Source organism: Brevibacillus ruminantium (assembly GCF_023746555.1).
Lineage (GTDB): Bacteria > Bacillota > Bacilli > Brevibacillales > Brevibacillaceae > Brevibacillus > Brevibacillus ruminantium.
Map to the genome: position 1 here is coordinate 3,355,797 of NZ_CP098755.1, position 25,769 is coordinate 3,381,565.

Here is a 25,769-nt window from a genome sequence, read left to right on the forward strand (position 1 = left end):
TACCACAGCCTTTTTCGCCCAGAAGCTGCTTTCCATCGCGTAAATGTGCTGAATTGCTTTGAATTTACCTCACGCGGGAATACAGGGCAGCATCATCTGAAACTGGAATTTTGATCATTCCCTCTGCCAGGTCAAGCAACTCCCAACTTTTTTTCAGGCCGTCCCAGAGCTGGTAGCGCAATCCGTCATCCACGATCAGGTACGGACCAAAGGAACGCATTTCCCCGCGGGCCAAGGGGATCTCCCGCAAAGGTTTGCCGATCTGCCACCAATAATATTTGGTGCTTTTTTCTTTTCCCGTTCTTTTCACGACAGCCCGCCCGTTGTCATCAGCCCAGATCAGTTCGCCCGCAGTGGTCCAGGACTGTCCCTGTCGCGATGTAAACTGGACCGTCAGTTTCCCATTAACTGACGTAGTGGTATACACGCCATTGCTGCGAACCCGGATGGGCAGAGCAGGATAATTCTCACGTGGCTGAAGAGAAACTTCTCCAAAAGACTCCGTCTTCTCCCATGCCAGCGAGTCCAGCCGATAGGTTCTTCTTTCAATGACGTACCGGTTTTTAACACCGGTAGGCAAAAGGTCGACTACATAAACGCTCCCTGCTTCTTTGTCCACAGCACTCTCCAGTGCGATCATCCCGGTATTCCTCTCATCAAACATAAGCTTCTTTTCACCGCTGGATACGTGATAGACCGTCCCTGTTTTTTCCCCGATGTAGAGGAATCGTTCCTGATCCAGCCATTGGAGGGTGACATGCGGTGACGTGCCTGGGGTTGTATAGTCGTGCTCGATGAATACAGGCGGCATGCCTGCTCTCTCAAGCACAAGTGCCGCAGTAATTCCCCCCTTCTTATAAAGATTGCTCCCCCGTCGGATCATGCCTACATAGCTTTTTTGATCGGGCGAGAGGAACATCTGCTGGTAAAAGGAGTCGTACGGGCTCATGCCCACAACCTTGCTGGCCGGATAGGTTAACCAGGTGCGCTTTTCTTTTTTATGAAGGGCGACATACCGGTATTCCTCTGGAAGGTAATTGCCTGTTTGAGAATGAAATTGAGTGAGATCAAGTGCATACCCTTTCATTTGTCGAATGTCCAACGAAATGGTCTGTTCATCCAGCCAGACAGCTGGATAACCGTTGACCGGCCGCCCTTTTTCCAGTTTTCCGACCATCGGTTCAGAAAAATGCAAGGCCAATTGCCCGATCCCCTCTGTCAGGAATAGGGAACTGGAGTCTTTACCCTCTGGCAGCAGCATGACGGCCCCCTCCGATCGAAAAGGCTCAATCGTCACCTTCAAGGGGTCCATTCGCTTCAGCACAACCGTCGGAATATTCCCAAAACGAAAGGCAAATTGGTCAGTTATTTCAGAAAAATACATGGATAGTTGATAATTTCCAGATGAGACCTCACGTACAGATGTGCTGAATTTGACATCGCCATATACTTCTACTTGGGACAAGAAATTCTCAGCTGCTTCCAGTGATTTTCCAGTCGCAACATCAATATGAATAAATGCTTCATTTTTGTGCAGGCCAAGTTGGATCGGCTCCTTGGGCATACGTCCCTTTTCAAACTCGGCTACCGGCCAACTTAACTGTTCGTCACGCTGCCCGATGGTAAGCCGCTGAAATGCCTGCTCAAATAACTGTTTATTTCCCGCCAGGACTTTTCGCGTTGTTTCTTCCGCCAGATTTGCCTGATAGGTTTTCAAAATCGTCCAGATGGAAGCAATGCAAATCGTGCCGAGAATACAGAGCAGAAGCCACCTCTTCACAAAAACTCCTCCTGAGTTCTCTCTTACCAACATAGTATCACAATGTATAGTTTTTGGGATGGAAGAAAAGCCCCCTCGCGGCGTTATTTCCTGCCAGACGAGGGGGACGCAGCTTACCGGTGATACGATCGTCCCAGATTTATTTTTTCCGCAACGCGGGAAAGAACAACTTCCACGGATGACATATCTTCCACCACATCGTATTCGTTAATGTTGATTCGTAGTACCGGACACGTCGAGAAGTTGCTGATCCAATCCTCATAGCGATTAAACAAATCACGCCAGTATTCGATCGGTGTCTGCTGTTCCATGGGTCGTCCTCTTTCCTGGACGCGATCGATGATATCGTCAAAGCTGCCCTCCAGATAGATCAGGATGTCCGGGTGGGGGAAGTACGGCGTCATGACCATCGCTTCGAACAACTGGGTATAGGTATGAAAATCCTCTTCTGTCATATGTCCTTGCTCATAGAGCATCCGCGCGAAGATTCCGGTGTCTTCGTAAATGGAGCGGTCTTGTACAAAACCGCCCCCGTATTCAAACATCCGTTTTTGCTCTTTAAACCGCTCCGCTAAAAAAAAGACCTGCAAATGGAAACCCCAACGCGAGAGATCCTCATAAAATTTCCCCAGGTACGGGTTGTTATCCACTTTCTCCACGGATACCCGAAAGCCGAGCAGATCGGCCAAAGCATGGGTAAAGGTAGACTTCCCCACACCGACCGTGCCGCCAATGGTAATGACTGCATTACTCGGTATCCCGTATTTTTCGCGAAGATCACTATTCTTAAAACCTGACATGAACGTAACTCCTTCTATCCACAGTAATCAAGAGAAAACAGGCAGAAACTAGGATTCCTGCCATGCATGCATATACGGTTTGACCTGCTCCAGTACATATTGAAGATCCTTTGGTCTATGTACAAAATCAAGATCATCACACTGGAATTTAATGACAGGAACTTCAGGATGGCGTTTTTCAAACGCTTTCATAAATTCGTTGTAATCGGCGATCAGTCTCTCCATATAAGCGACATCCATTTTCCGCTCTACATCCCGGTCACGCATTTCAATTCGATTCATAACCGTCTCGATGGAGGCCGTCAGATAAATAACCAGATGAGCCTGCGGAAGCCCCTCAGTGAGGATATCATAAATCTTCAGATACTTGGGCAGATTGTCTCCATCCAGGGTACGCTTGGCAAAGATCGTATTCTTGAAAATATTATAATCGGCAACCACAGATGTCCCTTGTTGCAGGTAGTTTCGATCAATATCTTGCAACTGCTTGTACCGATTACAGAGGAAAAACATCTCCAACTGGAAGCTCCACTCGGCAATATTTTCATAAAATTTTCCCAGAAAGGGATTTTCATACACGATTTCTTCCAGCAGTTTTAAATCAAATGCCTTGCTTAGTTCATGGGACAGCGATGTCTTGCCAATGCCAATCGGTCCCTCAATGGTCACAAAAATAGGCTTCATAATCGTCCTACAAATCCTTTCCCAGATATGAGAGCCTCCATATTGTAGCACGGAATAACAAGTTTTGTCGAAAAGATTCGGATAATGTCTAAGGCAGAGCAAACCGCCACTCCCGGATGAGAGGAAGCGGTTTTGCGGTCAGGTGAAGTATTCAATTTTGGACTTGGGAAACAGGCGGGCAATCTCCTTTTCCAGATGCTCCTTCAACGCTTTCGCCTGCAGGTCCGGGTACACGTATTTTCCCCTCCCGTATTTCCCCCATTTGTACTTGCGCTCTTCTTCGTTCATTTCCAGCTTGGTTTTGGGGTATCGCTGAAGGATCAACTTCTTGGCCACCTTGGTAAAGCGATGCTGAATCAATTCAAACGTAAGATCCTCCATCGCTTCAGGTACGAGTTGATCGCGGAGCCGCTCCAACAGATCGGTATAACCCTTTTCCCACCCCGCAAACCAGTAAAGAGGAGCCAAATTGAACGCTCCCGCCACTTAGCCTACTTGCGTTTGCTTGAAGTGGGGGATTCTTGGGTAATGACTTCTACCGAAGCCAAATGTACCAAGCGATCCCTGTGCGACCCACAGTTAAGTCAGGGTGACCCCTAACAATCGAAGTCCTTCTTGCTCAATATTCCTGCTTGCATTGATATCGCGATCATGTATGGTTCCACACGATGGACATTCCCATTCACGTAGATTAAGGTTCTTTACCTCTTTATGGCGATATCCACAAGAGAGATTTGAACATAGCTGACTGGATGGAAACTGTTTGTCTACGATACTGATGATTCTACCGTACCATTTTGCCTTGTATTCAACCATGGTACGAAAGGCAGCCCATGAGGCATCCGCGATTGATTTGGCCATCATGTGATTTTTGACCATGTTTTCTACTTGCAAGTCCTCCATACAGATCACTTGGTTTTCGCGAATCAGTCTGGCAGAGAGCTTGTGGAGAAAATCGTGGCGGGTGTTAAACAATTTTTCGTGTAAGCCAGCCACTTTGACCCGTGCCTTTTCCCGATTTTTCCCTCCCTTCTGTCTGCGAGAAAGGATTCGTTGCCATCTGGCTAGTTGCTTCTCATATTTTCGGTAATTCTTGGGATTCGCTATTTTTTCGCCAGTGGAAAGCGTAGCAAAGACCTTGATCCCAAGATCAACCCCTACCGTTTGTTCGACTTGTTTGAGTGGTTTGATTTCCACTTTACTGAGAATGGAAACAAAATACTTTCCGGATGGTTTGCGCCTGATGGTAGCAGACATGATGCGTCCTTCTATTTCTTTTGACTTGGCATATTTCACAAGTCCCAGTTTCGGAAGTTTCACATGTTTACCGACCAATTCTATATTTCCATTGGTGTACTTCGTTGTGTAGGATTGCACAAGATTCTTCTTACTTTTGAATCTGGGCCGATCATTTTGTCCCTTGAAAAACCGCGCGAAGCTGTCTCCCAAATTCTTTACAGTCGTTTGAATGGCAATGGAATCTGCTTCTTTTAGCCATCCATACATGGTTTTGAGAGCCGGAAGTTGTGAGGAGCAACGACGATACGTTAGTCCTTTCCCTGTTTCCTGATACGATTGATTCCACTTGTCGAGGAAATGATTGAACACAAACCGGCAGCATCCAATCGTTTTGTTGATGAGCGTGGCCTGTTCTGGTGTTGGATATAGACGGAATTGAAACGCTTTGTATTGTTCCATGGAGTTTCACCCCCTTTAAGAACACTTGTTCTTAGTCCAGTTTACCATGTAATTCCAAAGAAGTCGACCATTCATCTCCCACTTATAGAAGGTAGGAGTCTTCTGGTCAAATAATGATAAATCCAAGCGGATATCCCGCCCTCGCCACTTTTCCAGCCGCTTCAATGCGCTGTTCAAATGAAGAGGTGCCCGGCTCAAAGTTTTTGATCACATAATCAGCGTTCATGCTGAAACGGAAACGGGTATGCTGATTGTGCTTGGCATCGAGCAGTGAATCCACGTGATGAAACTTCGTGACAAAACGGAGTCGCCCCAAGGGCTGTATCCCCATAAATTCAATCGCTCTGCGCAAATTTCCGGTAATATGCTCAATGCCGATGGGGTCGGATGTACATGCCGCTTCAAAACGGGTGATTTCCGGCTCCCGCTCGCGGATATAGGCTTCCGCCTGCTTGAATATATCGTCAGTATTGACATAGACGCGGATGTACGGCTTGGTGCCGATATTGGTATTCAGGTAACAGTAGTGACAGTGAGCCGCACAGCCGGTTGCAAGCGGGATGGCATACTCCGCTGAAGGCTTGGACTGCTCGAATTTCAGTGTTTTGCGAACTCCGACTACGAGTGTTCGTTTGGCATTGCGATATTGTTCCACATCAGTCTCACCGGGAATTCCTCGCACCTGATTATGACTGGTCGTCATCCGGATGGGTGTTCCCTGCTCTTGATACCTCTGGTATAGCTCTTTGCCCAGCGGATAGTTCAAGGCATCTGGCTCAAAAAACACGAGATCAGGCTGGAAAAGCTTCGCCCCTTTTGATGCAGCCGCTTGCGGAGACTCCAGCAGCGTCGATGACATGTTGATCCCCCCTGGCGATAGTATCTCCTATAGATACTGGGATTTCCCGTGGAGGAACATGGCTGCGCCCTGCTACAGCCGCTCTTTGAATTCACGAAGCCATTCCAGGGCTTGTGGTTTCTCCTCAGACCTTACCTGCAACAAGTACACGTGGCCTGTCCTTTGTGTTTTCCGGACAAGAAGCCTGGACCGAATTCCCTTGGATTCCAAAAATCTCCCGTATTCCTGCGCCACTCTGGGCAGCCCGAATGATTCGTGTATCGTCACCCATTTGATCCACATCCCCTTTTTCCCGTCCTCTCTTCGCTCGCTTTACGATACCATAAGCGAAGCCGGAACGTCCGGTTCCCGAAGGACGAGATGAAAAAGCGATTTTTTGAAAACCGTTTCACGCTCATCGCCGTCTAATAAATAGGAGGGGTGAACGTGAATTTGGAACAACTCGTCTCAGCTGCTCAGCATGGAGACGATGATGCCTTTTATCAACTGATGCTCATGCACAAAGACAAGCTGTACAGGGTGGCATACGCCTTTCTGCGCAGTGAGCAGGATGCGCTGGAAGCCTTGCAGGAGGTTACTTATCGGGCGTATGTAAAGCTGCCCAAGCTGAAACAGCCTTCCTATGTTTCTTCCTGGCTGACGCGTATCATGATACACCTGTGCATCGATGAGCAAAACCGGAAAAAGCGTTGGAGTGGGTCAGAAGCTGTGGGTGAGCCAGCGAGCCAGGATCATGCCGATATGTCCGATATCCGTCTGCAAGTGGAAGACGCTATTGAAAGGCTGAGCCATGTTCACCGGCAGATTATTATTTTGAAGTACTTCGAGGATCTTACCATTCGCGAAATCGCCGCCACGCTTGGTCATCCCGAGGGAACGATCAAAACATGGCTGCACAAGGCTTTGCTTATCCTGCGTGAAGATTTGGGAAAAGGGTGGTGAGCGTATGATGAATGAGGAGAACAAGACAAAAGATATATTGGGTGAAAAAGAAAATGGCAGTAAGACGGAAGACTTCTGGCAAGCGGCTATGGCTCACCATCTCAAAGATGGAAAAGAAAAGTACCACTGTGTTGATGCACCGGCTGGGGCTGAAACGTACATTTTGGCTGGTATTGCCAAGGCGAAGCAGTATCGTGAGCAGCGAAAAAAGCGAACCCGAGTGCGCTGGTCACTTATAACGGTCTGTTCTTTGATTCTGGGACTGTTTTTCTCCATTCGTTTTTCGCCGGCCGTTGCCGCCTATGTCAGTCACATTCCTGGAATGGAGCCGCTGGTTCGTCTGATCCAGGCAGACAAAGGCTTGCAGATGGCAGCAAAGCACGGCCTGGCACAGACCATCAGTACAACCAGCGAAGCTGAGGATGTCAGCTTTACAGTTGATCAGGTCATCATGGATCAGCGGCGGATGTTGCTGTTTTATTCCGTCAAGCATCAGGAGACGGGACATGATGTGAAGCTGGAAAACCTGACGTTTTTAGATCAGCAAGGCAATCCCTTGTCTTTGGGATACACCCTTTCGCATGCGGGCCCCAACCAGACCAGCTTGGAACAGAACAAGGTCGAAATCTATCAGTATGAAGAGAACGTCCCGCTGCCGGATGTCCTTGTTGTAAAAGCCGCGGTTTCCGTCGACGGCCAGACGCTGTCTGAACCCTTTAGCGTCACGGTTCCAATCGACAAATCCCGCTTCGCGGACTTGAAAGAAAAAGTCTATCCGGTCAACCAGACCGTAACCATCGACGGTCAATCGATAACGGTGGTACAAATCGTCGTGTACCCGACGCAGACGGATATCACCTTTCGCTTTGATCCTCACAATACCAAATATATTTTTGGGTTTGAAGAGTTGCGGCTTGTAGATGAAAAAGGGGAAACCTATACTTTTTGGGGAAACGGGGTTCCTCATCAAACCCTCAATGAAAACGAGATGACGTATTTTGTGGAAAGCAGCTTTTTTCAGGAGCCGGAAAAGCTTGTATTAAAGGCAAGCGGGATACGCGCGGTCGATAAGGATAGACGTACGGTTGTCATTGATGCTCGCAGCAAGACATTTCTCCAGGTTCCCGATAGCAGACTGCAGCTGGAAGCTCTGAGACAAAACGACGACGTGGTTGGAATGGACTTTCTCCTCCGTGTGGATGACCTGGATCGTCACCGCTATGGCTCGCTGATGACGGAATTGACGGATGACCTTGGAAACCACTATGAATTCGTGCATGGAACGTCCACTTCTACGAGTGACGATCATCTGCAAAAGTACGGGGTCACATTCAGGCGGACATCCTCGAAAAAAAGCGGTTCCCCTTCGCAATACCAATTTGTGCTTAGTCACTACCCTACTTATCTGGACGGTACGGTTTCCTTGCCGATCACCATTCAAAAGTAAATTGCCATATAAAAAACGCCTAGCGCCAAGGTTGCCTGCGCCTTTTTCGGTCAGCAACCCGCACTGGGCGTTTCTTTTTTACATGTAATCAATGACAGCCCAGTGATTCGTCGGTCCATGTCCTCCGCCGATTTGGGGCGCCGTTTTGATCGCCTCAATGATAAAGCGATTGGCTCTCTCTACTGCATGTACCAGCGATGTTCCTTTTGCCAGCTCTGCAGTCAGTGCAGCAGAAAATGTGCAGCCTGTCCCATGGGTGTGCCGCGTGTGGATCCGCTTGTGAGCAAACTCGTAAAAATCCCGGCCATCGAACAGAATATCGACGATTGCATCATCTTGCAGATGGCCCCCCTTCATCATCACATGGCGTGGTCCCATCTGATGAATGACTTTGGCTGCTTCTCTCATTTGTTCAGGCGTCTCAATCAACAGGCCGGTCATGTACGCCGCTTCCGGCAAATTGGGCGTAATCACCTCAGCCAAAGGCAACAAATGATTCCTGAGCGCGGTGATTGCCTCGTCCTGAAGCAGTTTGGCCCCTCCCTTTGCGATCATTACAGGGTCGATGACCAGCTTGGTCACTTCGAAGTGGCGAATTTGCTTCGCGACTTCTTCAATAATCTCTGCATGAAACAGCATGCCTGTTTTCGCTGCATCAGTCCCGATATCGCTCAGGACTTCGTTCATTTGCTGACTCACCGCTTCCGTTGGCAGCGGATATACGCCAGCTACTCCTTTTGTATTTTGAGCGGTAATCGCGGTGATGGCGCTCGTCCCGTAAACCCCCAACTGGTGAAAGGTCTTCAGGTCCGCCTGAATCCCCGCACCTCCCCCGCTGTCCGAGCCCGCAATCGTCATCGCTTTTGCCAAACCAGCCATTTCTTCTCCTCCTGTCCATCTCTTTACGCTATGAGTATATCATCCGCTCCGCTCCTTCGGTATACTGGGGATATAGGATCTGGCAAATAAAAGGGGTTTTTCGTATGTCATACCGCGTTTTTTACTGGTTAACTGTCCTGCTTCCTCCTATTGTCATCGGAGGCTTTGAATTTATCCGCCATGATTTTCTGCTTCCTTACCTATCCATGGAAGCGGGAAATGTATACATGACCATCCTGACTTTGCTGCTATCTTTTCTTTTCGCCACGTGGATGTTTCGCAAAATTGATCGGATGAATGCCAAAATCGTGGAGGAACAGGCGCGCAGAGCTGTCTATGAAGAACGGGAAAGACTGGCCCGGGAGCTGCATGACGGCATAGCCCAGTCGCTCTTCTTTCTCAATGTAAAGCTGAAGCAGGGACAGCTGGAGGATGCACGGGGGGCTGTTTCTGCCATTGATAACCACGTTCGCCAAGCAATCTTCAATCTGCGGTCCCTCCCGGAGGAAGGCAGTACGCTTGCCCAGCGGCTGGAAAAATGGCTGGTACAGTGGTATTCCCTCTCCGGCGTCGATCTGACCCATGAGATTGATGTTCCCGACGGATTCTTCTCCCCTGCTGAGGAGGTACAGTTATTTGGCGTGATTCAGGAAACCTTCGCCAATATTCAGAAGCATGCAGAAGCGAAGCACGCCTGGCTGACCCTGAAAGCAGAGCCGACAGGAACATGGTTTCTGGCGATCGAGGATGATGGCGTAGGGATAAATCCGGAGTGTTCCCAAGCGAATAAATACGGTTTGAAAATGGTAAAAGAACGAGCCAAACAGTTGGGCAGCAGCATAGAGATCGCCCTCAGAAGAAACGGCGGCACCTCGATACGCCTGGCTTTTGATAGAGGAGGAAATCATACATGAATGCGTATCGCGTTCTTATCGCAGATGATCACCATATGGCGAGGCTCGCCATTCGCAGTCTGCTGGAGCAGGACCCATCCTTTGAGGTGATCGGGGAAGCGACAAATGGCGAGGAAGCGTATCACATGTGCGGTTCATTGCAGCCAGACCTGATATTGATGGATATCAATATGCCGAAATGGAGTGGTCTGGAAGCGACGAGAGAGGTAAAAAAGGCATATCCACAGATTAAAGTGGTGATCCTAAGCGTATCTGACGATGTAGGCGACTTGATCACTGCCATTCAGTTTGGTGCCCAGGGGTATTTGTTGAAAAATCTGGAGCCCGATGATTGGATTACCTATCTGCATGCTCTTTTGGGAGAGGATAGCGAGCTGACCAGAGAAATGGCCGCCCGACTGTTTACCCGTTTTCGGAAAGAAGAAAGCATGGACGAGCCGGTTCCTGATGTCTTGACTCCCCGCGAGCGTGAAATTGTAACCTATGTGGGAGCAGGCAAGACAAACAGGGAAATCAGCGATGCTCTGATCATCGCCGAAAACACTGTGAAAAATCATATTAAAAACATTTTGGAAAAGCTGCAGCTTGTCAATCGCGTCCAACTCGCCGCTTATGCCGTACGCCACCATCTCATCCTCAAGCAGAACGAAGAACAGTACTAATCCCCTCATGATCCCCTTTTTACAATTCAGCTCCGCTCTTTATTCGAATAGGATGATTCTTTATCCGGGACAGGTGACATGAACACCTGTCCCTGCATATGTTAAGGACAAAAAAAGGCTCAGGGCGTTTGACTGAGCCATAATTTGCATAAGGAAAACTTTTTTTCACCAAGGAAAATAGTGTTGCATAAGGACATTTTTATGTGTTAATGTTTCCCTAGGGAAACAATTGTGTTCTTGGGTAAAATATTTGAGGAGGGACAATCTTTGAAACGTACATACCACTATAAAGCTAAAGGAATGATACTTACCATTTTGAGCGCAGCCTTGATTTTTACCGGATGCGCGACAAAAAGTGAACCCGTAGACGGGGCAGCAGCCAAGGAAACAGCCTGGAAGATAACCACGACGACGGGGATGGTTGCCGATATTGTCAAAGAAGTGGGCGGCGAGCACGTGGCAGTGACACAGCTCATGGGCGCTGGCGTAGACCCCCATTTGTACAAGGCCTCACAAGGAGACATCAAGCGAATAGACGACGCTGATATCATCTTCTACTCGGGACTTCATCTGGAAGGAAAGATGGTTGAGATCTTTGAAAAAATGGGTGCCAAAAAACCAGTGAAGTCCGTTACCGACGGGATTCCAAAGGAACAGCTTTTGGCCGATCCGGCCGCACCTGACAACCCCGACCCGCACGTCTGGTTTGACGTCTCCCTGTGGATGAAGGCAGTCGAGCAGGTCCGTGACGATCTCAGCCAAATCGATGCCGCTCATGCAGCCGACTACCAAGCCAATGCAGAAAAATATCTGGGTGAGCTGAAAAAGCTCGATGATTACGCAAAAGAGCAGCTAAGCTCAATCCCGAAAGAGCAACGGGTTTTGGTCACAGCACATGATGCCTTCCAATACTTTGGTCGCGGCTATGACGTAGAAGTGCTGGGACTTCAGGGAATCAGCACAGCGTCTGAATACGGCCTGAAGGATGTGCAAAATCTGGTAGATACCCTCGTTGAACGCAAAATCAAGGCCGTCTTCGTGGAATCATCCGTTCCAGCCCGCTCTATCGAAGCCGTCGTTCAGGGCGCAGCGGCCAAGAATCATACGGTTTCGATCGGCGGCGAGCTGTTCTCAGACGCCATGGGAGAACCCGGCACACCAGAAGGGAACTATATCGGCATGGTTCGTCACAATGTTGATACGATTGTGAATGCCTTGAAATAATCCAATTTTAGAGGAAAGGGGAAATTGCAGATGACGACTCAACTTGGAGCAATACCTTTACAAGTGCGTGACCTCACCGTTGCCTATCAAAAAAAGCCTGTCCTGCGCAATGTAAACATCACGGTCCCCGAAGGTAAATTGATTGCCATCGTCGGTCCGAACGGCGCAGGAAAGTCCACCTTTATCAAGGCGGTTCAAGGCCTGATCCCGACCGCCTCCGGATCAGCCGAAATCTATGGAAAACCGTTTGCCGAACAGAGAAAGGCTGTGGGATATGTTCCGCAGCGCGAGTCGGTAGACTGGGACTTCCCTACCGACGCCCTCGACGTGGTTTTGATGGGGCGTTACGGACGCCTTGGCTGGTTTCGCCGCCCGGGCAAGGCTGATCGGCAATTCGCGATGGAATGCCTGAAAAAAGTGGGAATGGCCGATTATGCGGATCGTCAAATCAGCCAACTCTCGGGCGGACAACAACAGCGTGTCTTTCTCGCACGCGCTCTCGCCCAGGAAGCCCAGCTTTACTTTATGGATGAACCGTTCGCAGGGGTGGACGCCGCTACGGAGCGTGCGATCATCCAACTGCTGAACGACCTGAAAAAGCAGCAAAAAACCGTTCTGGTCGTCCATCATGACCTGCAAACGGTGGAAGAGTATTTTGACTGGGTGATTTTGCTGAACCGCAGGATTATCGCGGCAGGTCCGGTAAAAGAGACTTTCACGGCCGAAAACCTGCAAAAAACCTACGGCGGCAGACTGCAGGTATTGGGCAATCAGGTTCTGCTAACCAGCGAAAAGCCCGTTCAGGAGGATGAGATAAAATGAACCTGCTGCTCGTCCTGCAAGACCCGAATACACAATGGGTACTGATGGGCTGCATCCTGCTTGGGATTAGCAGCGGCGTATTGGGTTGCTTTGCCTTTTTGCGGGGGCGTTCCCTGGTCGGGGATGCCTTGGCCCACGCTGCCCTGCCTGGTGTCTGCCTAATCTACCTATTTACCGGTTCCAAATCAATCGGGCTTTTCCTGATTGGTGCCGGTATTGCCGGTTTGCTCGCCACTTACAGCATTACGGCCATCTCCCGCTACACCCGAATTAAGGAAGACACTTCTCTCGCCATTGTTCTTTCGGTATTCTTTGGCATCGGGATCGTCCTCTTGACGTTCATCCAGCACAGTGCCAGCGGGAATCAGAGCGGTCTGGATAAATTCCTTTTCGGGCAAGCGGCCTCCCTCGTAAAAAGTGACGTCATCACAATTATGCTTGTCGCTGGCGTGTTGATATTGATGACCACACTTTTATTCAAGGAGTTTACACTTCTCTCCTTCGACCCCGGATTTGGCCGAGGGCTTGGCTTCCCGATGGGTCTTCTCGATGGGTTGTTGATGTTGATGCTCCTGATGTCAGTGGTGATCGGCCTGCAGGCTGTCGGAGTTGTTCTGGTAGCCGCCATGTTAATCGCTCCGGCTGTAACAGCGCGTTACTGGACAGATAAACTTGGCCGGATGGTTGTGTTGTCAGGCACTTTCGGAGCGCTGAGTGGTGTCTTGGGCACCCTCATCAGTACCCAGCAGGAAAACCTGCCTACCGGACCTACTATTGTCTTGTCCGCTACCTGCTTCTTCCTCTTTTCCATTTTGTTCTCCCCTCGCCGCGGTATTCTGGCTCGCTTCTACCGCTTCATGAAGCTGCGCAACAAGGTACTGGTGGAGGATGTGATGCAATCGCTGTACGAATGCTTGGAAGAGCAGGCCGGACGTTCACGCGTGGGCGGCGTTTACCTGGGAATCAACGAAGCCGATATCGCCCACAAAAGCGGCAAGAGCATGTCGCAGGTAAGAAAAGCGCTGAGCGAGCTGACGCGCAAAAAATGGGTAGCGGAGCGTGCGAAACCTGGGAAAAGCTCAGCCTGGACCTTCACCCGTGCCGGCCTTCAAGCTGCCTATGCGTATATTCTTAATCAGCGTTTATGGGATTTGTACCACATGACGCAGAATCAGTACCACCATGTGCAAATCGACCAGAGTCAGGAAGAATTGGCCCCGCAGCTCTCCGATGAGGTATTGGCGCAGATGATGGCTCAGCTGGAAGCCTACGACCTGACGCCGAAGCTGACGGAGGGGACAACAGAATCTGGCCTCTATCTGGGTAAGCAAGAACAAGGAGGCGTTTCCCTGTGAACACTTTTCTCATCATCCTGACAGGCGCCCTGGTCGCTGCTTCCTGCGGTTTTCTCGGCTGCTTTCTGATCCTTCGCCGGATGGCCATGCTGGGAGATGCCATTAGCCACGCCATCCTTCCGGGTATTGTGATCGCTTTTCTGCTGAGCGGCAGCCGCGATATTGTCCCCATGCTGATCGGCGCGGCAGTCGTCGGCTTGGTAACCGTCCTGATCGTTCAGCTCCTCAGTCAAAACGGCGTCAAAACGGATGCCGCGATCGGGGTAACCTTTACCGCCCTCTTCTCCGTCGGGGTTGTGCTAGTCTCGATGTATACCGCCCAGGTCGACCTGGATCTTGACTGTGTGCTTTACGGAGAGATCGCCTATGTTCCCTGGGATACCTGGCAATGGGGCGGTATCGACATGGGACCACGAGCTGCCTGGGGAGTCGGTGGCGTCTTTCTCCTCAGCCTGCTGATCATCGGTCTGTTTTTCAAACAGTTCAAGCTTTGCAGTTTTGACCCTGCTCTGGCAGCGGCCATCGGCATCCCGGTTGTCTTTTTCCACTACCTGCTGATGACCCTGGTATCCTTAACCACGGTAGCCGCCTTCGAGAGCGTCGGAGCCATCCTCGTTGTCGCCATGCTGGTTGTGCCCAGCGCAACCGCCTACCTGCTGACGGAAAAGCTGCATCATATGCTGTGGATCAGTATGGGGGTCGGGGTTCTCTGCTCGATCTTTGGCTATCTGCTCGCCTCCTGGCTGGACAGTTCCATCGCCGGGGCCATGACGGCCGTATCAGGTTTCCTGTTCTTGCTGGCGTTTCTCTTCTCGCCAAGCCACGGTCTGGTCACTCGAATGATGACCCGCCGCAAAATGAGATTGAGTGAACAAGCATAATAGGGTCATCCCTGCGTCTGAAATCAGACGTTGGGATGACCCCTTTTTGTTCGTTTTTCTGTATTCAGGAAGAAGGGACGCCTTCAAAATTGTAGTAAACGTAAGGGTCTTTCGGTGCCGCTACAGGTTTAACGTCCTCCGCCTGCAAAATGAGCATGTCGTATCCATCCATATCCTTCAAGGCAAGCTTGCCTCGTACCTGTACCCAGCTATCTTTCTCCCATTTGCTTGCTTCCGGCAATTCGACAAGAATACCAAATACGGTGGCATCCGCTGTGCAGCAAGAGACGGAAAAGCGCGCGACGACAAATTGATCTTCTGTAAACCCTGTTTCCCGGTAGACAAAGCCCATTGTCTCCAATTCTTTTCCGGCAAACTCCTGAGCAAACAGCTCCATGGTTGTCAAACCGTCCAGGAAAAGCTTGTCGTCCAATTGAATCAGAGGCTTTTTATACATCGAAACGGCCAAATCCGTATAAAAACCGCCAAATTGCTCCGGATTGAACTTTTGGCGCAGCTCCTCGTCAGACTGCTGTTGGTTGTTGCGGGCAGCAGGTGCTTGGCTTGCAGGGAGCTCCCCCTTCGGTTCCCCTGACAGGCCTTCTGTTACACCAGAGCCGGCAATAGCATCGCCCGTCTGATTCTGCGTCGACTCCCCTGCAGCATCGGCCGGTTTACCTTCTTCTGGTTGATCAAGAGCATTGGTTGCCGTTACACCTTTTACCCAGTTGCTCTCGCCGGTCAACAGCGTGACACCCCGCTTTTCTGCCACAGCGCTGCCCAGAATCTTGTCCGGCAGCACAAACCCCATCAACAACGGCAAAGCGAACAAAGAATAGATCACAATCGAGGTCCAGCGGTTTCGCGGCAGCTTATGGGCATCCTCACAATCGCATTCGTATGCAGTCGGTCCGTAGAGCGCCTGACGGAGGCTGACAACTGTCAGCAAGACGAATACTCCCAATGTCACATAGCTCAGCATGTGGAGCCGGGGAGCCAAATACTGATTCAAACGCTCTGTCAGGATCAGGTCCGCGAGCAGCAAAGTAAACCCGATCAATACCAGACTTCTGATCCAATAATGCCTCTTGGCACGAGCCAGGTTCATCTTTTGCCCCTCCTGTTCTTCTCCTAAACCGGCACCAGCATGGTAACTGTCAGCACCAATGCGGTGACGATCACCAGGATTTTCATGACAAACGTGAAACGAAATGAGCCGAACAGCATCATCGTACTCTTCATGTCAAGCATCGGACCATACACGAGAAATGCCAGCAGTGCACTTGCGTGGAACGTATTGGAAAACGAAGCAGCAATAAACGCATCCGCTTCCGAACATAGCGAGAAAACATAGGCCATGCCCATCATGACCAGATGCGACGTCAGCGGTGTCTGTCCGATGGAGAGCAGCGTTTCCCGACTGATCAGCACTTGCAGGACCGAACTGATCATAGCTCCAAAGAGCAGATATTTGCCCATATCAAAAAATTCATCCACTGCGTGGTTCAAAGTGGCGCCCAGCTTGCCCCGCGAAGCTTCCAAATGCTCTCGCTCATGACGCATCTCGCGCTCCATCCCCAGTCGCAACGGGTTCTTTTTCACCAGCACCAGCATCAGGACTCCGACAATCATCGCGATCACAAAAGCAAGCCCTAACCGATAGTAAGCCAGATCAGGCTGTCTTTGAAAGGCCACCATGGTAGATGTGAAAACGACCGGGTTGACAATCGGCCCAGCCAGGAGAAAGACGATCCCGACATGCGCTGGCATCCCCTTTTGCATCAACCGGCGCACGACCGGGATGACCGCACATTCACAGATGGGAAAGAGTATTCCCAACAGTCCGGCAAAAGGAATCGCTAACAGCGGGTTCTTCGGCGTCCACCGCCGCACCTGCTCTTCGGAAATAAACGTCTGGATAAACGCGGAAAAAAATACACCCAGCATGACAAATGGAATGGCTTCCAGCATAATACTGAGGAACAATGTCTTTACATCCAGCAGGGCCGGGGTATTCAGGAAGCCAAACAGCTTGCTCAAACCTGCTTCGCCTTGATTGTTCCGCCCCAGTAACAGCCATATTGCTGCACCCAATAAGAGGGCACCGAGGATTTCTACTGCCAGCCCTCGCATTTTTGCAAACAAATCCTGTTCCTCCTATCAGCTATCTATCGTACTTGTCCCCTTTTATTTTATGTCTCAATTACCACTATTCTACCATTCTGCTGATAAAAAAGGAAAAACAGACTTATGAAATAGGACGAGTATCGCTTTTTTTCCAGATCATTCCGTTTTATAATACAGACACAGGGGAGGGAATCTTATGCCATCTGACGATACACTTTGGACAAACCAAGAGAGCCTGTCGGCGCTGCACATGGTCGATGAAACGAAAGTAAAGCGACTGAAACCGCGCATGAAGGAAACTGTTGGTGTCGCCCCTATTTTTAAGGCACTTGCTGATGATACGCGGGCAAAAATCATTTACGCGCTCGCACTCGAAGAGGAATTATGCGTCTGTGACGTGGCCCATGCGATTGACAGTACCATGGCCACTACTTCACACCATCTGCGCCTGCTGCGGAGCATGGGACTTGCCCGCCATCGAAAAGAAGGGAAGCTCGTGTACTACTCCCTCGATGATGACCATATTCGTCATCTGATTCTCACAGGTGTCGAGCATGCAGCTGAACAAAATCGAAAAAAACCGTGATCCCGGGGCACTCTTTCAATCTTCTTCGCTCTTCTGCTCCGGGGTTTGCCCCGCTACTTTCCAGCCTTTCCATTTACCAGTACCTCAACATACCATCTTTCTACCATACCAACTTTCCAACTTCTTAATTGACGACCATTTACCCTCTCAATTAACTAACTTACCTGCTCTCTTCAACAAAAAAGCATCCTAGTCCGTGGAATCACTCCTGCCACTTTCATGACGAAACCATAAAGGGAAAGGAGGTGGTATACTGCACCCTGTCATTGATTCGCGGTTTGACGTAACGACTGGTCAGAGCAAACTCTCGACAAAAGGAGGCGTCATGTATGAATCAACCAGACATCGGCAATATGGACGTATGCATTCAGGATGTAATGACAGCAGCGTTAGACAATGATCGCGGCCCCAAGGACCCTACCGATTTTTCAGATTTGTACACGCGTTTGATCGCTGCGCAGGAAAAGCTTCCTCCCCTCTATCGGGAAAGAGTATTTCAGCCTTTTATCAAAGCCTTGGACGAACTTTCCGAAAAAGGTTTTAAAGAGCTTCTTCGCCGCGACCCCAATCGGGAACAGGCAGCGGGCTTGCTGCTGGATATCGCACAAGCCATCCTGCAAAACGGTGAAGGCTATGAAGAAGTGGCCACCGATGCATTCCAGGAGGTGGTAAGCGACCTTTACGACGGTTTCCTCAGCGCAGCCGACCGCAAAGGGATCAAACCGCCTGATTTGAGCGTGACGGCACCTTTGGTCAAATGGGGACGTCCTGAGTATGGTCCCTATACCTGGACGATTGATGCGGCTTCACATTTTGGCCTGCAAACAGGGATTGTGAATCTGCCGCCTTCTCATGCCAAGCGCGGACTCCTTGGCTGGTCTGCACTGAGCCACGAAACAGCCGGTCATGATATTCTCCATGCAGATACCGGTTTGCTGAAAGAACTGGCCCAAAAAATCCGGGAACAGCTGCTGGAACACAACTTTAGCGCAAGTTTGGCAAACTACTGGTCACAGCGCGTGGATGAAACTGCCTCGGACGTCATGGGCATTCTTAATATGGGCCCTGCCGCGGGTATCGGCCTGATCGGTTACTTCCGCGGTCTGAACGGCGCCTGGGGAGGCAAACCTACTCTGCGAAACTCAGGTCCGGAGCACGATTCTCATCCGGCTGATATTCTTCGCGGTTACCTGGCTGCCGGAACGGTACGACTCCTGCATTTTGACAAGGCAGAAGCCTGGGCCGATCTGTTGTCTGCAGAAACGGACAAGGATCTGACTAAAATACAACTGGGAAGACAGACCGTCGAGCCGGATACAGCCCGCCAGTCGGCGGCCATCGTAGCACGCGCCATCGCCGAAACCCCGCTGCAAACGCTGGAGCAGCATGCCTTGGGAGAAATTCAAAACTGGCACAACAAGGATGAATGGATTGCCAGCCAAATTCGCGCGCACATCCACTCCGGTACTCCCCTCCATGATTGCCACGTCTCCGGCATGTACGCCGCCCATGTGGTTGCAGCATGCGTAACCAGTTCTCTGGAGAAAGGGGCGGATCTCTCACTTATTTTCAACGGCATGCTGGAGCTTTTGAAAACGATGCATGACGCCAATCCGTCATGGGGCCCGCTCTACATCAATCATCCGGGGGATTTGGCACAGCACCGCGCTTACAGCATCTCTTCACGGGAACAGGTTGCAGGTTAAAAACGTGTGATAAACATAGATGCCGCGAAAACAGCGGCTCTTTTTTTAAACTAATATTCAAATGTATGTTTGAATGTTTGATTTTCTTTTGGTATACTTTTCCTACAACCAGAAAAAACAGCATCGCATGCATCTGTCAAAACATGGACGAGTGGAAATGAGGGACATGATATGCAAAAAACCGAGGTTATCGTCATTGGGGCTGGCCAGGCTGGACTAGCCATGGGGTATTATTTAAAACAACAGGGGATTCCCTGCTTGCTGCTGGACAACCATGGGCGGGTTGGCGAGGTCTGGCGCAATCGGTACGACTCCCTGGTCTTGTTTACTCCACGAAATCAGAACGCGCTCCCTGGTCTCGCCTTTCCAGGCGCTCCAGAGGGACTTCCTGATAAAGACGAAGCAGCAAACTACCTGGAGCAGTACGCTTCTCATTTTCAACTCCCGATCCAGTTGGAGACCGAGGTACATGCTTTGCTCCCCGCCGAAAAAGGATTCCGGCTTGCCACCTCAAAGGGTGATTTTCACGCTGGGCAAGTCGTCATTGCAACTGGCCCGTTTCAAGCTCCGCTGATCCCTGCCATTTGGCAACAGGCAGGTGCAGACGTATTCCAGATTCATACGGCCGCATACAAGAACGAGACCCAGCTCCAGGATGGCCCTGTCCTTGTTGTCGGTTCCGGCAATTCCGGTGTGCAACTGGCTGCTGAACTGGCCGCCGGGAGAAACGTTTTCCTTTCGATGGGCCAAAAACGGGTCTTTTTACCGAACACCTTTATGGGCAAATCCATTTTCTCTTACTTCCAGGCACTGGGCTTGTTATCTGCTCCCAATACCACAACCGTAGGAAAATGGCTCAAGTCCCGCCCTGATCCCATTTTTGGATACCGGCGAGAAATTCGCTCTTGGGAAAAAGCTGGACATTTACAGATAAAAGGCAGGACCGTTGGTTTCTCTGGCAATACTGCGCTCTTTTCGGACGGAGATCATGCAAAGATTGCCAATATTGTCTGGGCGACTGGTTTCCGGCCTTCCTACGAATGGCTGCAAATCCCGGGCGTGCTGGATGATCGTGGCTTGCCCACCCATCAGCGTGGAATTTCTCCCGTCCGGGGATTGTATTTTCTCGGACTGCCCTGGCAATACCGCCGATCTTCAGCCTTGCTCGGAGGCGTCGGCAAAGATGCAGCTTTTTTGCTCGAAACCATCCGTAAGCATTCATGAGGAGACATAAAGGAAAAAAGCTCCCGACGAAACAGTCAGGAGCTTTTGCAATGGATATCCATTTATTAATCTTCCATGGTAGACAGATCTCCAGTAGGCAGACCCAGCTCCCATGCCTTCAGAACACGGCGCATGATTTTTCCGGAGCGTGTCTTTGGCAGCTTGTCGCGGAACTCGATCTCTCTGGGAGCCGCGTGCGCCGCCAGACCTTCCTTCACAAATTTGCGAATCTCTTCCATCAACGCTTCGCTTGGTTCATAGCCTGCACGCAGGGAGATGAACGCTTTGATGACTTCCCCGCGCACCGGATCAGGCTTGCCGATCACACCTGCTTCAGCAACAGCCGGATGCTCTACCAGCTTGCTCTCCACTTCAAAGGGACCCACACGCTCACCCGAGGTGTTGATCACATCGTCTACGCGGCCCTGGAACCAGAGATACCCATCCTCGTCCTTGTAAGCCGAATCTCCAGATACATACCAGCCTGGGAAGCGGAAATATTCTTCGTACTTCGCCTTGTTTTTCCATATCTGTCTCATCATTGCAGGCCAAGGCGCGCGGACAGCCAGGTTGCCCATCCGGTTTGGAGGCAGTTCATTTCCCTGATCATCGAGGATCGTGGCATAGATGCCGGGAAAAGGCTTGCCCATGGAACCGGGCTTGATCGGCATGCAACGGAAATTGGAAATGATTTGTCCGCCTGTTTCTGTCATCCACCAGTTGTCGTGGATTCGCTGGTTAAAGACGCGCAATCCCCAATACACCACTTCCGGGTTGAGCGGCTCTCCGACGCTGAGCACATGACGCAGGGAAGACAGGTCGAATTGCTTCACAAGCTCGTCGCCCGCCCCCATCATCATGCGGAACGCCGTAGGGGCGCTGTACCAGATCGTCACTTTGTATTGCTCAATGGTTTTGTACCATGCTTCCGGGGTGAAGCGTCCGCCGCGGACGACATTGGTCACTCCATTCAGCCAGGGTGAGAATATGCCATAGGCGGTGCCAGTCACCCATCCAGGGTCTGCCGCACACCAGTAGATATCGCCTTCCTGAAAATCGAGAATCCATTTTCCCGTCTGCAAATGCTGGATCATCGCATTGTGCACATGCAGTACCCCTTTGGGTTTGCCTGTCGAACCGGAGGTATAGTGAAGAATCATGCCATCCTCTCGGTCCACCCATTCGATCTCCAGATCAGCAGAAGCCTCGCTCATCGCCTGTTCGTAACGAATCAGGCCTTCTTCCTGTGTTTCATTTGCTCCGACGACAATCACATGCTTCAAATGCGGCAATTCTTTGACCGGGATACGGGGCAAAAGCTCAGGGGTGGTTACGATCGCAACCGCTTCGCTGTCTTCCAGGCGGTCACGGACGGCCGCTTCCATGAATGCTTCAAAAAGCGGTCCAATAATAGCCCCAACTTTGAGAATGCCGAAAAAGCTCACGTATAATTCGGGGGAGCGCGGCATGAAGACAAATACGCGATCTCCCTTGCTGATTCCCAGGTTGCGCAGTACATTCCCAAATTTGTTGGACAACTCGCTCAATTGAGCAAACGTGTAGCTTTCTTCTCGAGTTGCATTGCTATAGATGAGTGCAGTTTGGTCCCTACGGTCTGTCAATAGATGTCGATCAAGCGCTTCGTACGCCATGTTTACCTTGCCTGTTTCGTACCAGGTAAACTGCTTTTCCACTTCGGCCCAATCGAAGTTGGCATAGGCTTCGTCGTAGTTCGTCAGATTGCTATGCCCTTCCACAGGCTTAATCATTTCTACTTTCATACCTCTCACTCTCCTTGTGCAACTAAAGGCCTTTCTCTCAACTTTTATAATTATTCTTCACTTTCTGACAAATTCCTCCTACCAATAACCTACATATTCTCCCAAGCTCCAAATCATTTATAATAGAGTCTAGAAAATCATATGCGGAGGTGAGATCCGGGATGACCTGGATTTTCTTTTCTTTATTCATCATTGTTCTTTTTGCCCGCGCCTACCGCAATACGTTTGACGTGAATACAACCTCTGTCGGCATTGCGCTGAAACCTTCTGATCGCTTGGCCGATGCTGAGCGTCATGCTCCGCTCTCCATCTTGCATCTTTCTGATCTGCACATGGAAAATATCTCTGTGAAAGCGGAGCAGATTGTTCGCGACTATTCGGAAGAGTCGATTGATTTGATTGCCATCACGGGTGATCTGTTGGATCGCCATAAAAATATTCCCAAAGCCGTTCATTATGTGGAAACGATCATGTCACTTCGTCCCCGTCTCGGGACATTTGTCGTCTTGGGCAACCATGACTACGTACTCCCGTTGCCCAAGCTGGCCCAGCTCACTGCGGAACTAAAACGCCTCGGCTGCCAGGTCTTGATCAACGAGCATGTCACGATGGAGTTGGATGGACGCCCCCTGCATATCATCGGGGTTGACGATTACGGCACGGGACACAGCAATCTGAAAAAGGCTTTTCAGGATATTCCCGAGGAAGGCTTGCGTCTCGTATTGACCCACGATCCAAACCTGGTCCTCGAAATGAAGGATTACGCCTATGACTATCTGCTGTCCGGTCATTTTCACGGGGGACAGATTCACTGGCCGAAGCCCTTTCATCTGGCGAAAATGGGGAAACTGCCCAAGCTCAATATGGTGAAAGGATTGCATCATTACGATGGCCGTCCTTTTTATATCAGTGAAGGCTTGGGTCAAACCGGACTGAATATCCGCTTGCGCTCTCGTCCTGAAATTACGCTGCATACGCTTGCGCCGGCTTCCTATTTTTCTTCTGTAGAGGCACGGAATATGACGTTCCCAGAGCGGACAAGCCACGTGGGCGTTCACACCATCCCTGCTGCAGAAGCCGCCTCCACCCTGGCGGTCGATTAAGGTATAATAGGCACATCGGATGTGGAGACGAGGTGCTGGCATGTACGAGTGGAAAAAAGCAGCAGAAAAAGTACGGCAGGCTACCGGCCTGCCTATTTCCTATTTCTATGGAAAAGAACATGAAGTCGCACAAAAAATGAGGCAATGGAAAAAGGATGGCTGGGAAATCGTCGCCTACTCCTTTTCCCCGGAAGAAAGCAGTCTGGTTGCCATCCCCAGCGATGCCTGGGAAGGCGTTTCTCGTACCCTTCTTTCCTTGCTGTTTTCAGAACCGCCTGAGAGAGAAAAAGATACCGGTGGATCTCTTCACGCTCAGCTGACCAGTTGGTTAACCGCAATTGTTGCCGGCGGTCCTGCCCTCCCCCCGGAGGGGTTGGTGCAGCAGTGGCATTGGCAAGAGCCGCGACTCCCTTTTTTACTGGAGCATGCCCGGGATGAAGGGAGTCACCTCTGGACGGCGCTCACCCCGATGCTGGATGATTTTTTCAAAGGGGCGCCCCCCTCTGCTTTTCTCTTGTCCTCTTCCTATTTTTTGCTCGCTGTACCCGTTTCGTCACTGGGGAAAAGCCTTGATCTGGAGACGAGGATGGAATGGGCCTCCAGCCTGCATGATCTGATTACAACAGAGTGCATGGAAAATGTCCGGGTGATCGCAGGGGAACCGATTGATCAGCCGAGCCTGTTGGATGATGCCCTCAGCAAAGCCTTGACCCTCTCAAGGACGCTGCGAAAATTTCGGTCCAAAACGATGGTTGCCTGCACATCGCATTTTCCATTGGAGCGGTGGGCTTTGCTGCTTCCCTCCGAAACTCAGGCCTCCCTGCTGCGCACCGTGGAAGAGATGATGCCGCTTCCCCAACTGAGCAGCGAGCAGATCGAGACGCTGGAAGCGTTTTTTGCCCTTCAGTTAAACATCAGCGAAACGGCCCGGCAGTTGTTCCTCCATCGCAATACACTCATTTATCGCCTGGACAAGCTGACTGAGCAGACAGGACTGGACCCCCGGCAGTTTACGGAAGCCGTACTGCTCCAGCTTCTTCTGCTCTTTCGTCAAAAGTAACCAAACGTTTTGTAGCAGATTGACCATAGAGGCTCCCCGCGCATTGTTGATACGATACTGATAGAAGCTCATTTATCGAAAAAGCGAGAAAATCGACAGGAAAACGGGGGGACTTTTTCATGGCAAAAGTAGTACTGGATCACATCTACAAAAAATACGGAAACAACGTCATCGCCGTCAATGACTTCCATCTGGAGATTGAGGACAGGGAATTCCTGGTGCTGGTCGGACCCTCTGGCTGCGGAAAATCGACCACACTGCGGATGATCGCAGGATTGGAAGAAATATCGGAAGGCGATCTGTTTATCGGTGATCGCCGTGTCAACGACGTTGCCCCCAAGGATCGGGATATCGCGATGGTATTCCAGAGCTACGCCCTCTACCCGCACATGAATGTATATGACAACATGGCTTTCGGTTTGAAGCTGCGAAAGTTTTCCAAGGCTGAGATTGACAAACGGATTCAGGAAGCTGCTCGTATCCTGGACATTACCCATTTGCTCGATCGAAAGCCGAAAGCGCTTTCTGGAGGTCAACGCCAGCGTGTCGCACTCGGCCGCGCGATTGTTCGAGAGCCGCAGGTATTTTTGATGGACGAACCGCTCTCCAACCTGGATGCCAAGCTGCGTGTACAGATGAGAACTGAAATCTTGAAGCTTCACCAACGCCTGAATACAACGATTATTTACGTTACGCATGACCAGACCGAAGCGATGACCATGGGTGACCGTATTGTCGTCATGAAAGACGGGGTCATCCAGCAGGTAGCAACGCCAACGGACATTTACAACTATCCTGTCAACCAGTTTGTCGCCAGCTTCATCGGCTCGCCGGCTATGAACTTTATCAAAGGGAACATTTCGGAAAAAGACGGCCGACTGGTCTTTGACGCAGCCAATATTCATGTGAGCTTCCCGGCGGACAAGGAAAAGATCCTGCGGGATCGCGGGTATGTAAACAAAGCCGTCACCTTTGGTATCCGTCCGGAGGATATTTACAGCGATAACCAATTTATGGAAGCGAACCCGTTTGACAGCTCGATCGAGGCGGTCATTGATGTTGTAGAAAATATGGGTTCTGAGCTGTTCTTCTACTTTTCCAATGTGGGCGATACCCAAATGGTCGCACGTGTCGATGCCCGCGAAGGCTTTAAACCGCGCATGTCTGTCAAGCTGGCCATGGATTTGTCCAAATGCCATGTATTTGACAGTGAAACAGAATTGGCGGTATTCTAA

The 25,769-nt window shown here is 50.5% G+C and carries 22 protein-coding genes and 2 pseudogenes; 14 read left to right on the plus strand and 10 right to left on the minus strand.

Annotated features, from left to right (window positions below; genetic code table 11):
* Positions 1-64: 64 nt before the first annotated feature.
* From NDK47_RS16635 to NDK47_RS16660, 6 genes and pseudogenes are all read right to left on the minus strand, one after another.
* Positions 65-1,780 (minus strand): hypothetical protein, encoded by a 1,716-nt coding sequence (locus NDK47_RS16635; RefSeq protein WP_251870873.1) that lies wholly within the window; start codon positions 1,778-1,780, stop codon positions 65-67.
* 113 nt (positions 1,781-1,893) lie between these two features.
* Positions 1,894-2,580, minus strand: a complete 687-nt coding sequence (locus NDK47_RS16640) for a deoxynucleoside kinase (RefSeq protein WP_251870874.1) — start codon at positions 2,578-2,580, stop codon at positions 1,894-1,896.
* 48 nt (positions 2,581-2,628) lie between these two features.
* Positions 2,629-3,264, minus strand: a complete 636-nt coding sequence (locus NDK47_RS16645; protein ID WP_251870875.1) for a deoxynucleoside kinase — start codon at positions 3,262-3,264, stop codon at positions 2,629-2,631.
* A 138-nt stretch (positions 3,265-3,402) separates the two neighbouring features.
* A pseudogene (locus tag NDK47_RS16650) lies at positions 3,403-3,738 on the minus strand (spore photoproduct lyase family protein); the annotation flags it as partial.
* Between the two features lie 105 nt (positions 3,739-3,843).
* Positions 3,844-4,962 (minus strand): IS200/IS605 family element RNA-guided endonuclease TnpB, encoded by a 1,119-nt coding sequence (gene tnpB, locus NDK47_RS16655; protein WP_251870876.1) that lies wholly within the window; start codon positions 4,960-4,962, stop codon positions 3,844-3,846.
* A gap of 112 nt (positions 4,963-5,074) precedes the next feature.
* Positions 5,075-5,821 (minus strand): annotated as a pseudogene (locus NDK47_RS16660) (spore photoproduct lyase family protein); the annotation flags it as partial.
* 426 nt (positions 5,822-6,247) lie between these two features.
* Here NDK47_RS16660 and NDK47_RS16665 point away from each other — a divergent pair.
* Together NDK47_RS16665 and NDK47_RS16670 are read left to right on the plus strand one after the other, a co-directional pair.
* On the plus strand, positions 6,248-6,763 hold the full coding sequence (locus NDK47_RS16665; protein WP_251870877.1) for a sigma-70 family RNA polymerase sigma factor: 516 nt from the start codon (positions 6,248-6,250) through the stop codon (positions 6,761-6,763).
* Positions 6,764-6,767: 4 nt separating this feature from the next.
* Complete coding sequence (locus NDK47_RS16670) at positions 6,768-8,210, plus strand: DUF4179 domain-containing protein (protein WP_251870878.1); 1,443 nt, start codon at positions 6,768-6,770, stop codon at positions 8,208-8,210.
* 78 nt (positions 8,211-8,288) lie between these two features.
* Here NDK47_RS16670 and thiD read toward each other — a convergent pair whose 3' ends face one another.
* Positions 8,289-9,089 carry a bifunctional hydroxymethylpyrimidine kinase/phosphomethylpyrimidine kinase gene (gene thiD, locus NDK47_RS16675; RefSeq protein ID WP_251870879.1) on the minus strand — a complete coding sequence of 267 codons (801 nt, stop codon included), beginning with the start codon at positions 9,087-9,089 and terminating at the stop codon, positions 8,289-8,291.
* 104 nt (positions 9,090-9,193) lie between these two features.
* Here thiD and NDK47_RS16680 point away from each other — a divergent pair, with 104 nt between their 5' ends.
* From NDK47_RS16680 to NDK47_RS16705, 6 genes are all read left to right on the plus strand, one after another.
* Positions 9,194-10,003 carry a sensor histidine kinase gene (locus tag NDK47_RS16680; protein ID WP_251870880.1) on the plus strand — a complete coding sequence of 270 codons (810 nt, stop codon included), beginning with the start codon at positions 9,194-9,196 and terminating at the stop codon, positions 10,001-10,003.
* On the plus strand, positions 10,000-10,665 hold the full coding sequence (locus tag NDK47_RS16685; protein ID WP_251870881.1) for a response regulator: 666 nt from the start codon (positions 10,000-10,002) through the stop codon (positions 10,663-10,665). The genes NDK47_RS16680 and NDK47_RS16685 overlap by 4 nt, the downstream gene beginning before the upstream one ends.
* Before the next feature lie 300 nt (positions 10,666-10,965).
* On the plus strand, positions 10,966-11,889 hold the full coding sequence (locus NDK47_RS16690) for a metal ABC transporter solute-binding protein, Zn/Mn family (protein WP_251876215.1): 924 nt from the start codon (positions 10,966-10,968) through the stop codon (positions 11,887-11,889).
* 30 nt (positions 11,890-11,919) lie between these two features.
* On the plus strand, positions 11,920-12,711 hold the full coding sequence (locus tag NDK47_RS16695) for a metal ABC transporter ATP-binding protein (RefSeq protein WP_251870882.1): 792 nt from the start codon (positions 11,920-11,922) through the stop codon (positions 12,709-12,711).
* Positions 12,708-14,066 (plus strand): metal ABC transporter permease, encoded by a 1,359-nt coding sequence (locus NDK47_RS16700; protein WP_251870883.1) that lies wholly within the window; start codon positions 12,708-12,710, stop codon positions 14,064-14,066. Before NDK47_RS16695 ends, NDK47_RS16700 begins: the two co-directional genes overlap by 4 nt.
* The gene (locus NDK47_RS16705; RefSeq protein WP_251870884.1) at positions 14,063-14,947 is read left to right on the plus strand and encodes a metal ABC transporter permease; all 885 of its coding nucleotides are present in this window, start codon (positions 14,063-14,065) and stop codon (positions 14,945-14,947) included. Before NDK47_RS16700 ends, NDK47_RS16705 begins: the two co-directional genes overlap by 4 nt.
* 64 nt (positions 14,948-15,011) lie before the next feature.
* On the opposite strand, the gene NDK47_RS16710 is transcribed toward NDK47_RS16705, so the two are convergent.
* Positions 15,012-16,055, minus strand: a complete 1,044-nt coding sequence (locus NDK47_RS16710) for a TIGR03943 family putative permease subunit (RefSeq protein WP_251870885.1) — start codon at positions 16,053-16,055, stop codon at positions 15,012-15,014.
* A gap of 23 nt (positions 16,056-16,078) precedes the next feature.
* Positions 16,079-17,092 (minus strand): permease, encoded by a 1,014-nt coding sequence (locus tag NDK47_RS16715; RefSeq protein ID WP_251870886.1) that lies wholly within the window; start codon positions 17,090-17,092, stop codon positions 16,079-16,081.
* 178 nt (positions 17,093-17,270) lie between these two features.
* Between NDK47_RS16715 and NDK47_RS16720 the strand changes: the two genes are divergently transcribed.
* The 3 genes from NDK47_RS16720 to NDK47_RS16730 all read left to right on the plus strand — a co-directional run bounded on the left by NDK47_RS16720 (position 17,271) and on the right by NDK47_RS16730 (position 20,590).
* Entirely contained in the window at positions 17,271-17,660 is a 390-nt protein-coding gene (locus NDK47_RS16720) for an ArsR/SmtB family transcription factor (protein ID WP_251870887.1), read from the plus strand.
* Between the two features lie 329 nt (positions 17,661-17,989).
* The gene (locus NDK47_RS16725) at positions 17,990-19,366 is read left to right on the plus strand and encodes a hypothetical protein (RefSeq protein WP_251870888.1); all 1,377 of its coding nucleotides are present in this window, start codon (positions 17,990-17,992) and stop codon (positions 19,364-19,366) included.
* 171 nt (positions 19,367-19,537) lie between these two features.
* Positions 19,538-20,590 carry a flavin-containing monooxygenase gene (locus NDK47_RS16730; protein ID WP_251870889.1) on the plus strand — a complete coding sequence of 351 codons (1,053 nt, stop codon included), beginning with the start codon at positions 19,538-19,540 and terminating at the stop codon, positions 20,588-20,590.
* 65 nt (positions 20,591-20,655) lie between these two features.
* On the opposite strand, the gene acsA is transcribed toward NDK47_RS16730, so the two are convergent.
* Positions 20,656-22,371: an acetate--CoA ligase gene (acsA, locus tag NDK47_RS16735; RefSeq protein WP_251870890.1), complete on the minus strand. Its 1,716-nt coding sequence runs from the start codon at positions 22,369-22,371 to the stop codon at positions 20,656-20,658.
* Positions 22,372-22,532: 161 nt separating this feature from the next.
* Here acsA and NDK47_RS16740 point away from each other — a divergent pair, with 161 nt between their 5' ends.
* The 3 genes from NDK47_RS16740 to NDK47_RS16750 all read left to right on the plus strand — a co-directional run bounded on the left by NDK47_RS16740 (position 22,533) and on the right by NDK47_RS16750 (position 25,769).
* Complete coding sequence (locus NDK47_RS16740; protein WP_251870891.1) at positions 22,533-23,474, plus strand: metallophosphoesterase; 942 nt, start codon at positions 22,533-22,535, stop codon at positions 23,472-23,474.
* A gap of 40 nt (positions 23,475-23,514) precedes the next feature.
* Positions 23,515-24,534 (plus strand): PucR family transcriptional regulator, encoded by a 1,020-nt coding sequence (locus NDK47_RS16745; RefSeq protein WP_251870892.1) that lies wholly within the window; start codon positions 23,515-23,517, stop codon positions 24,532-24,534.
* A gap of 119 nt (positions 24,535-24,653) precedes the next feature.
* The gene (locus NDK47_RS16750) at positions 24,654-25,769 is read left to right on the plus strand and encodes an ABC transporter ATP-binding protein (RefSeq protein WP_251870893.1); all 1,116 of its coding nucleotides are present in this window, start codon (positions 24,654-24,656) and stop codon (positions 25,767-25,769) included.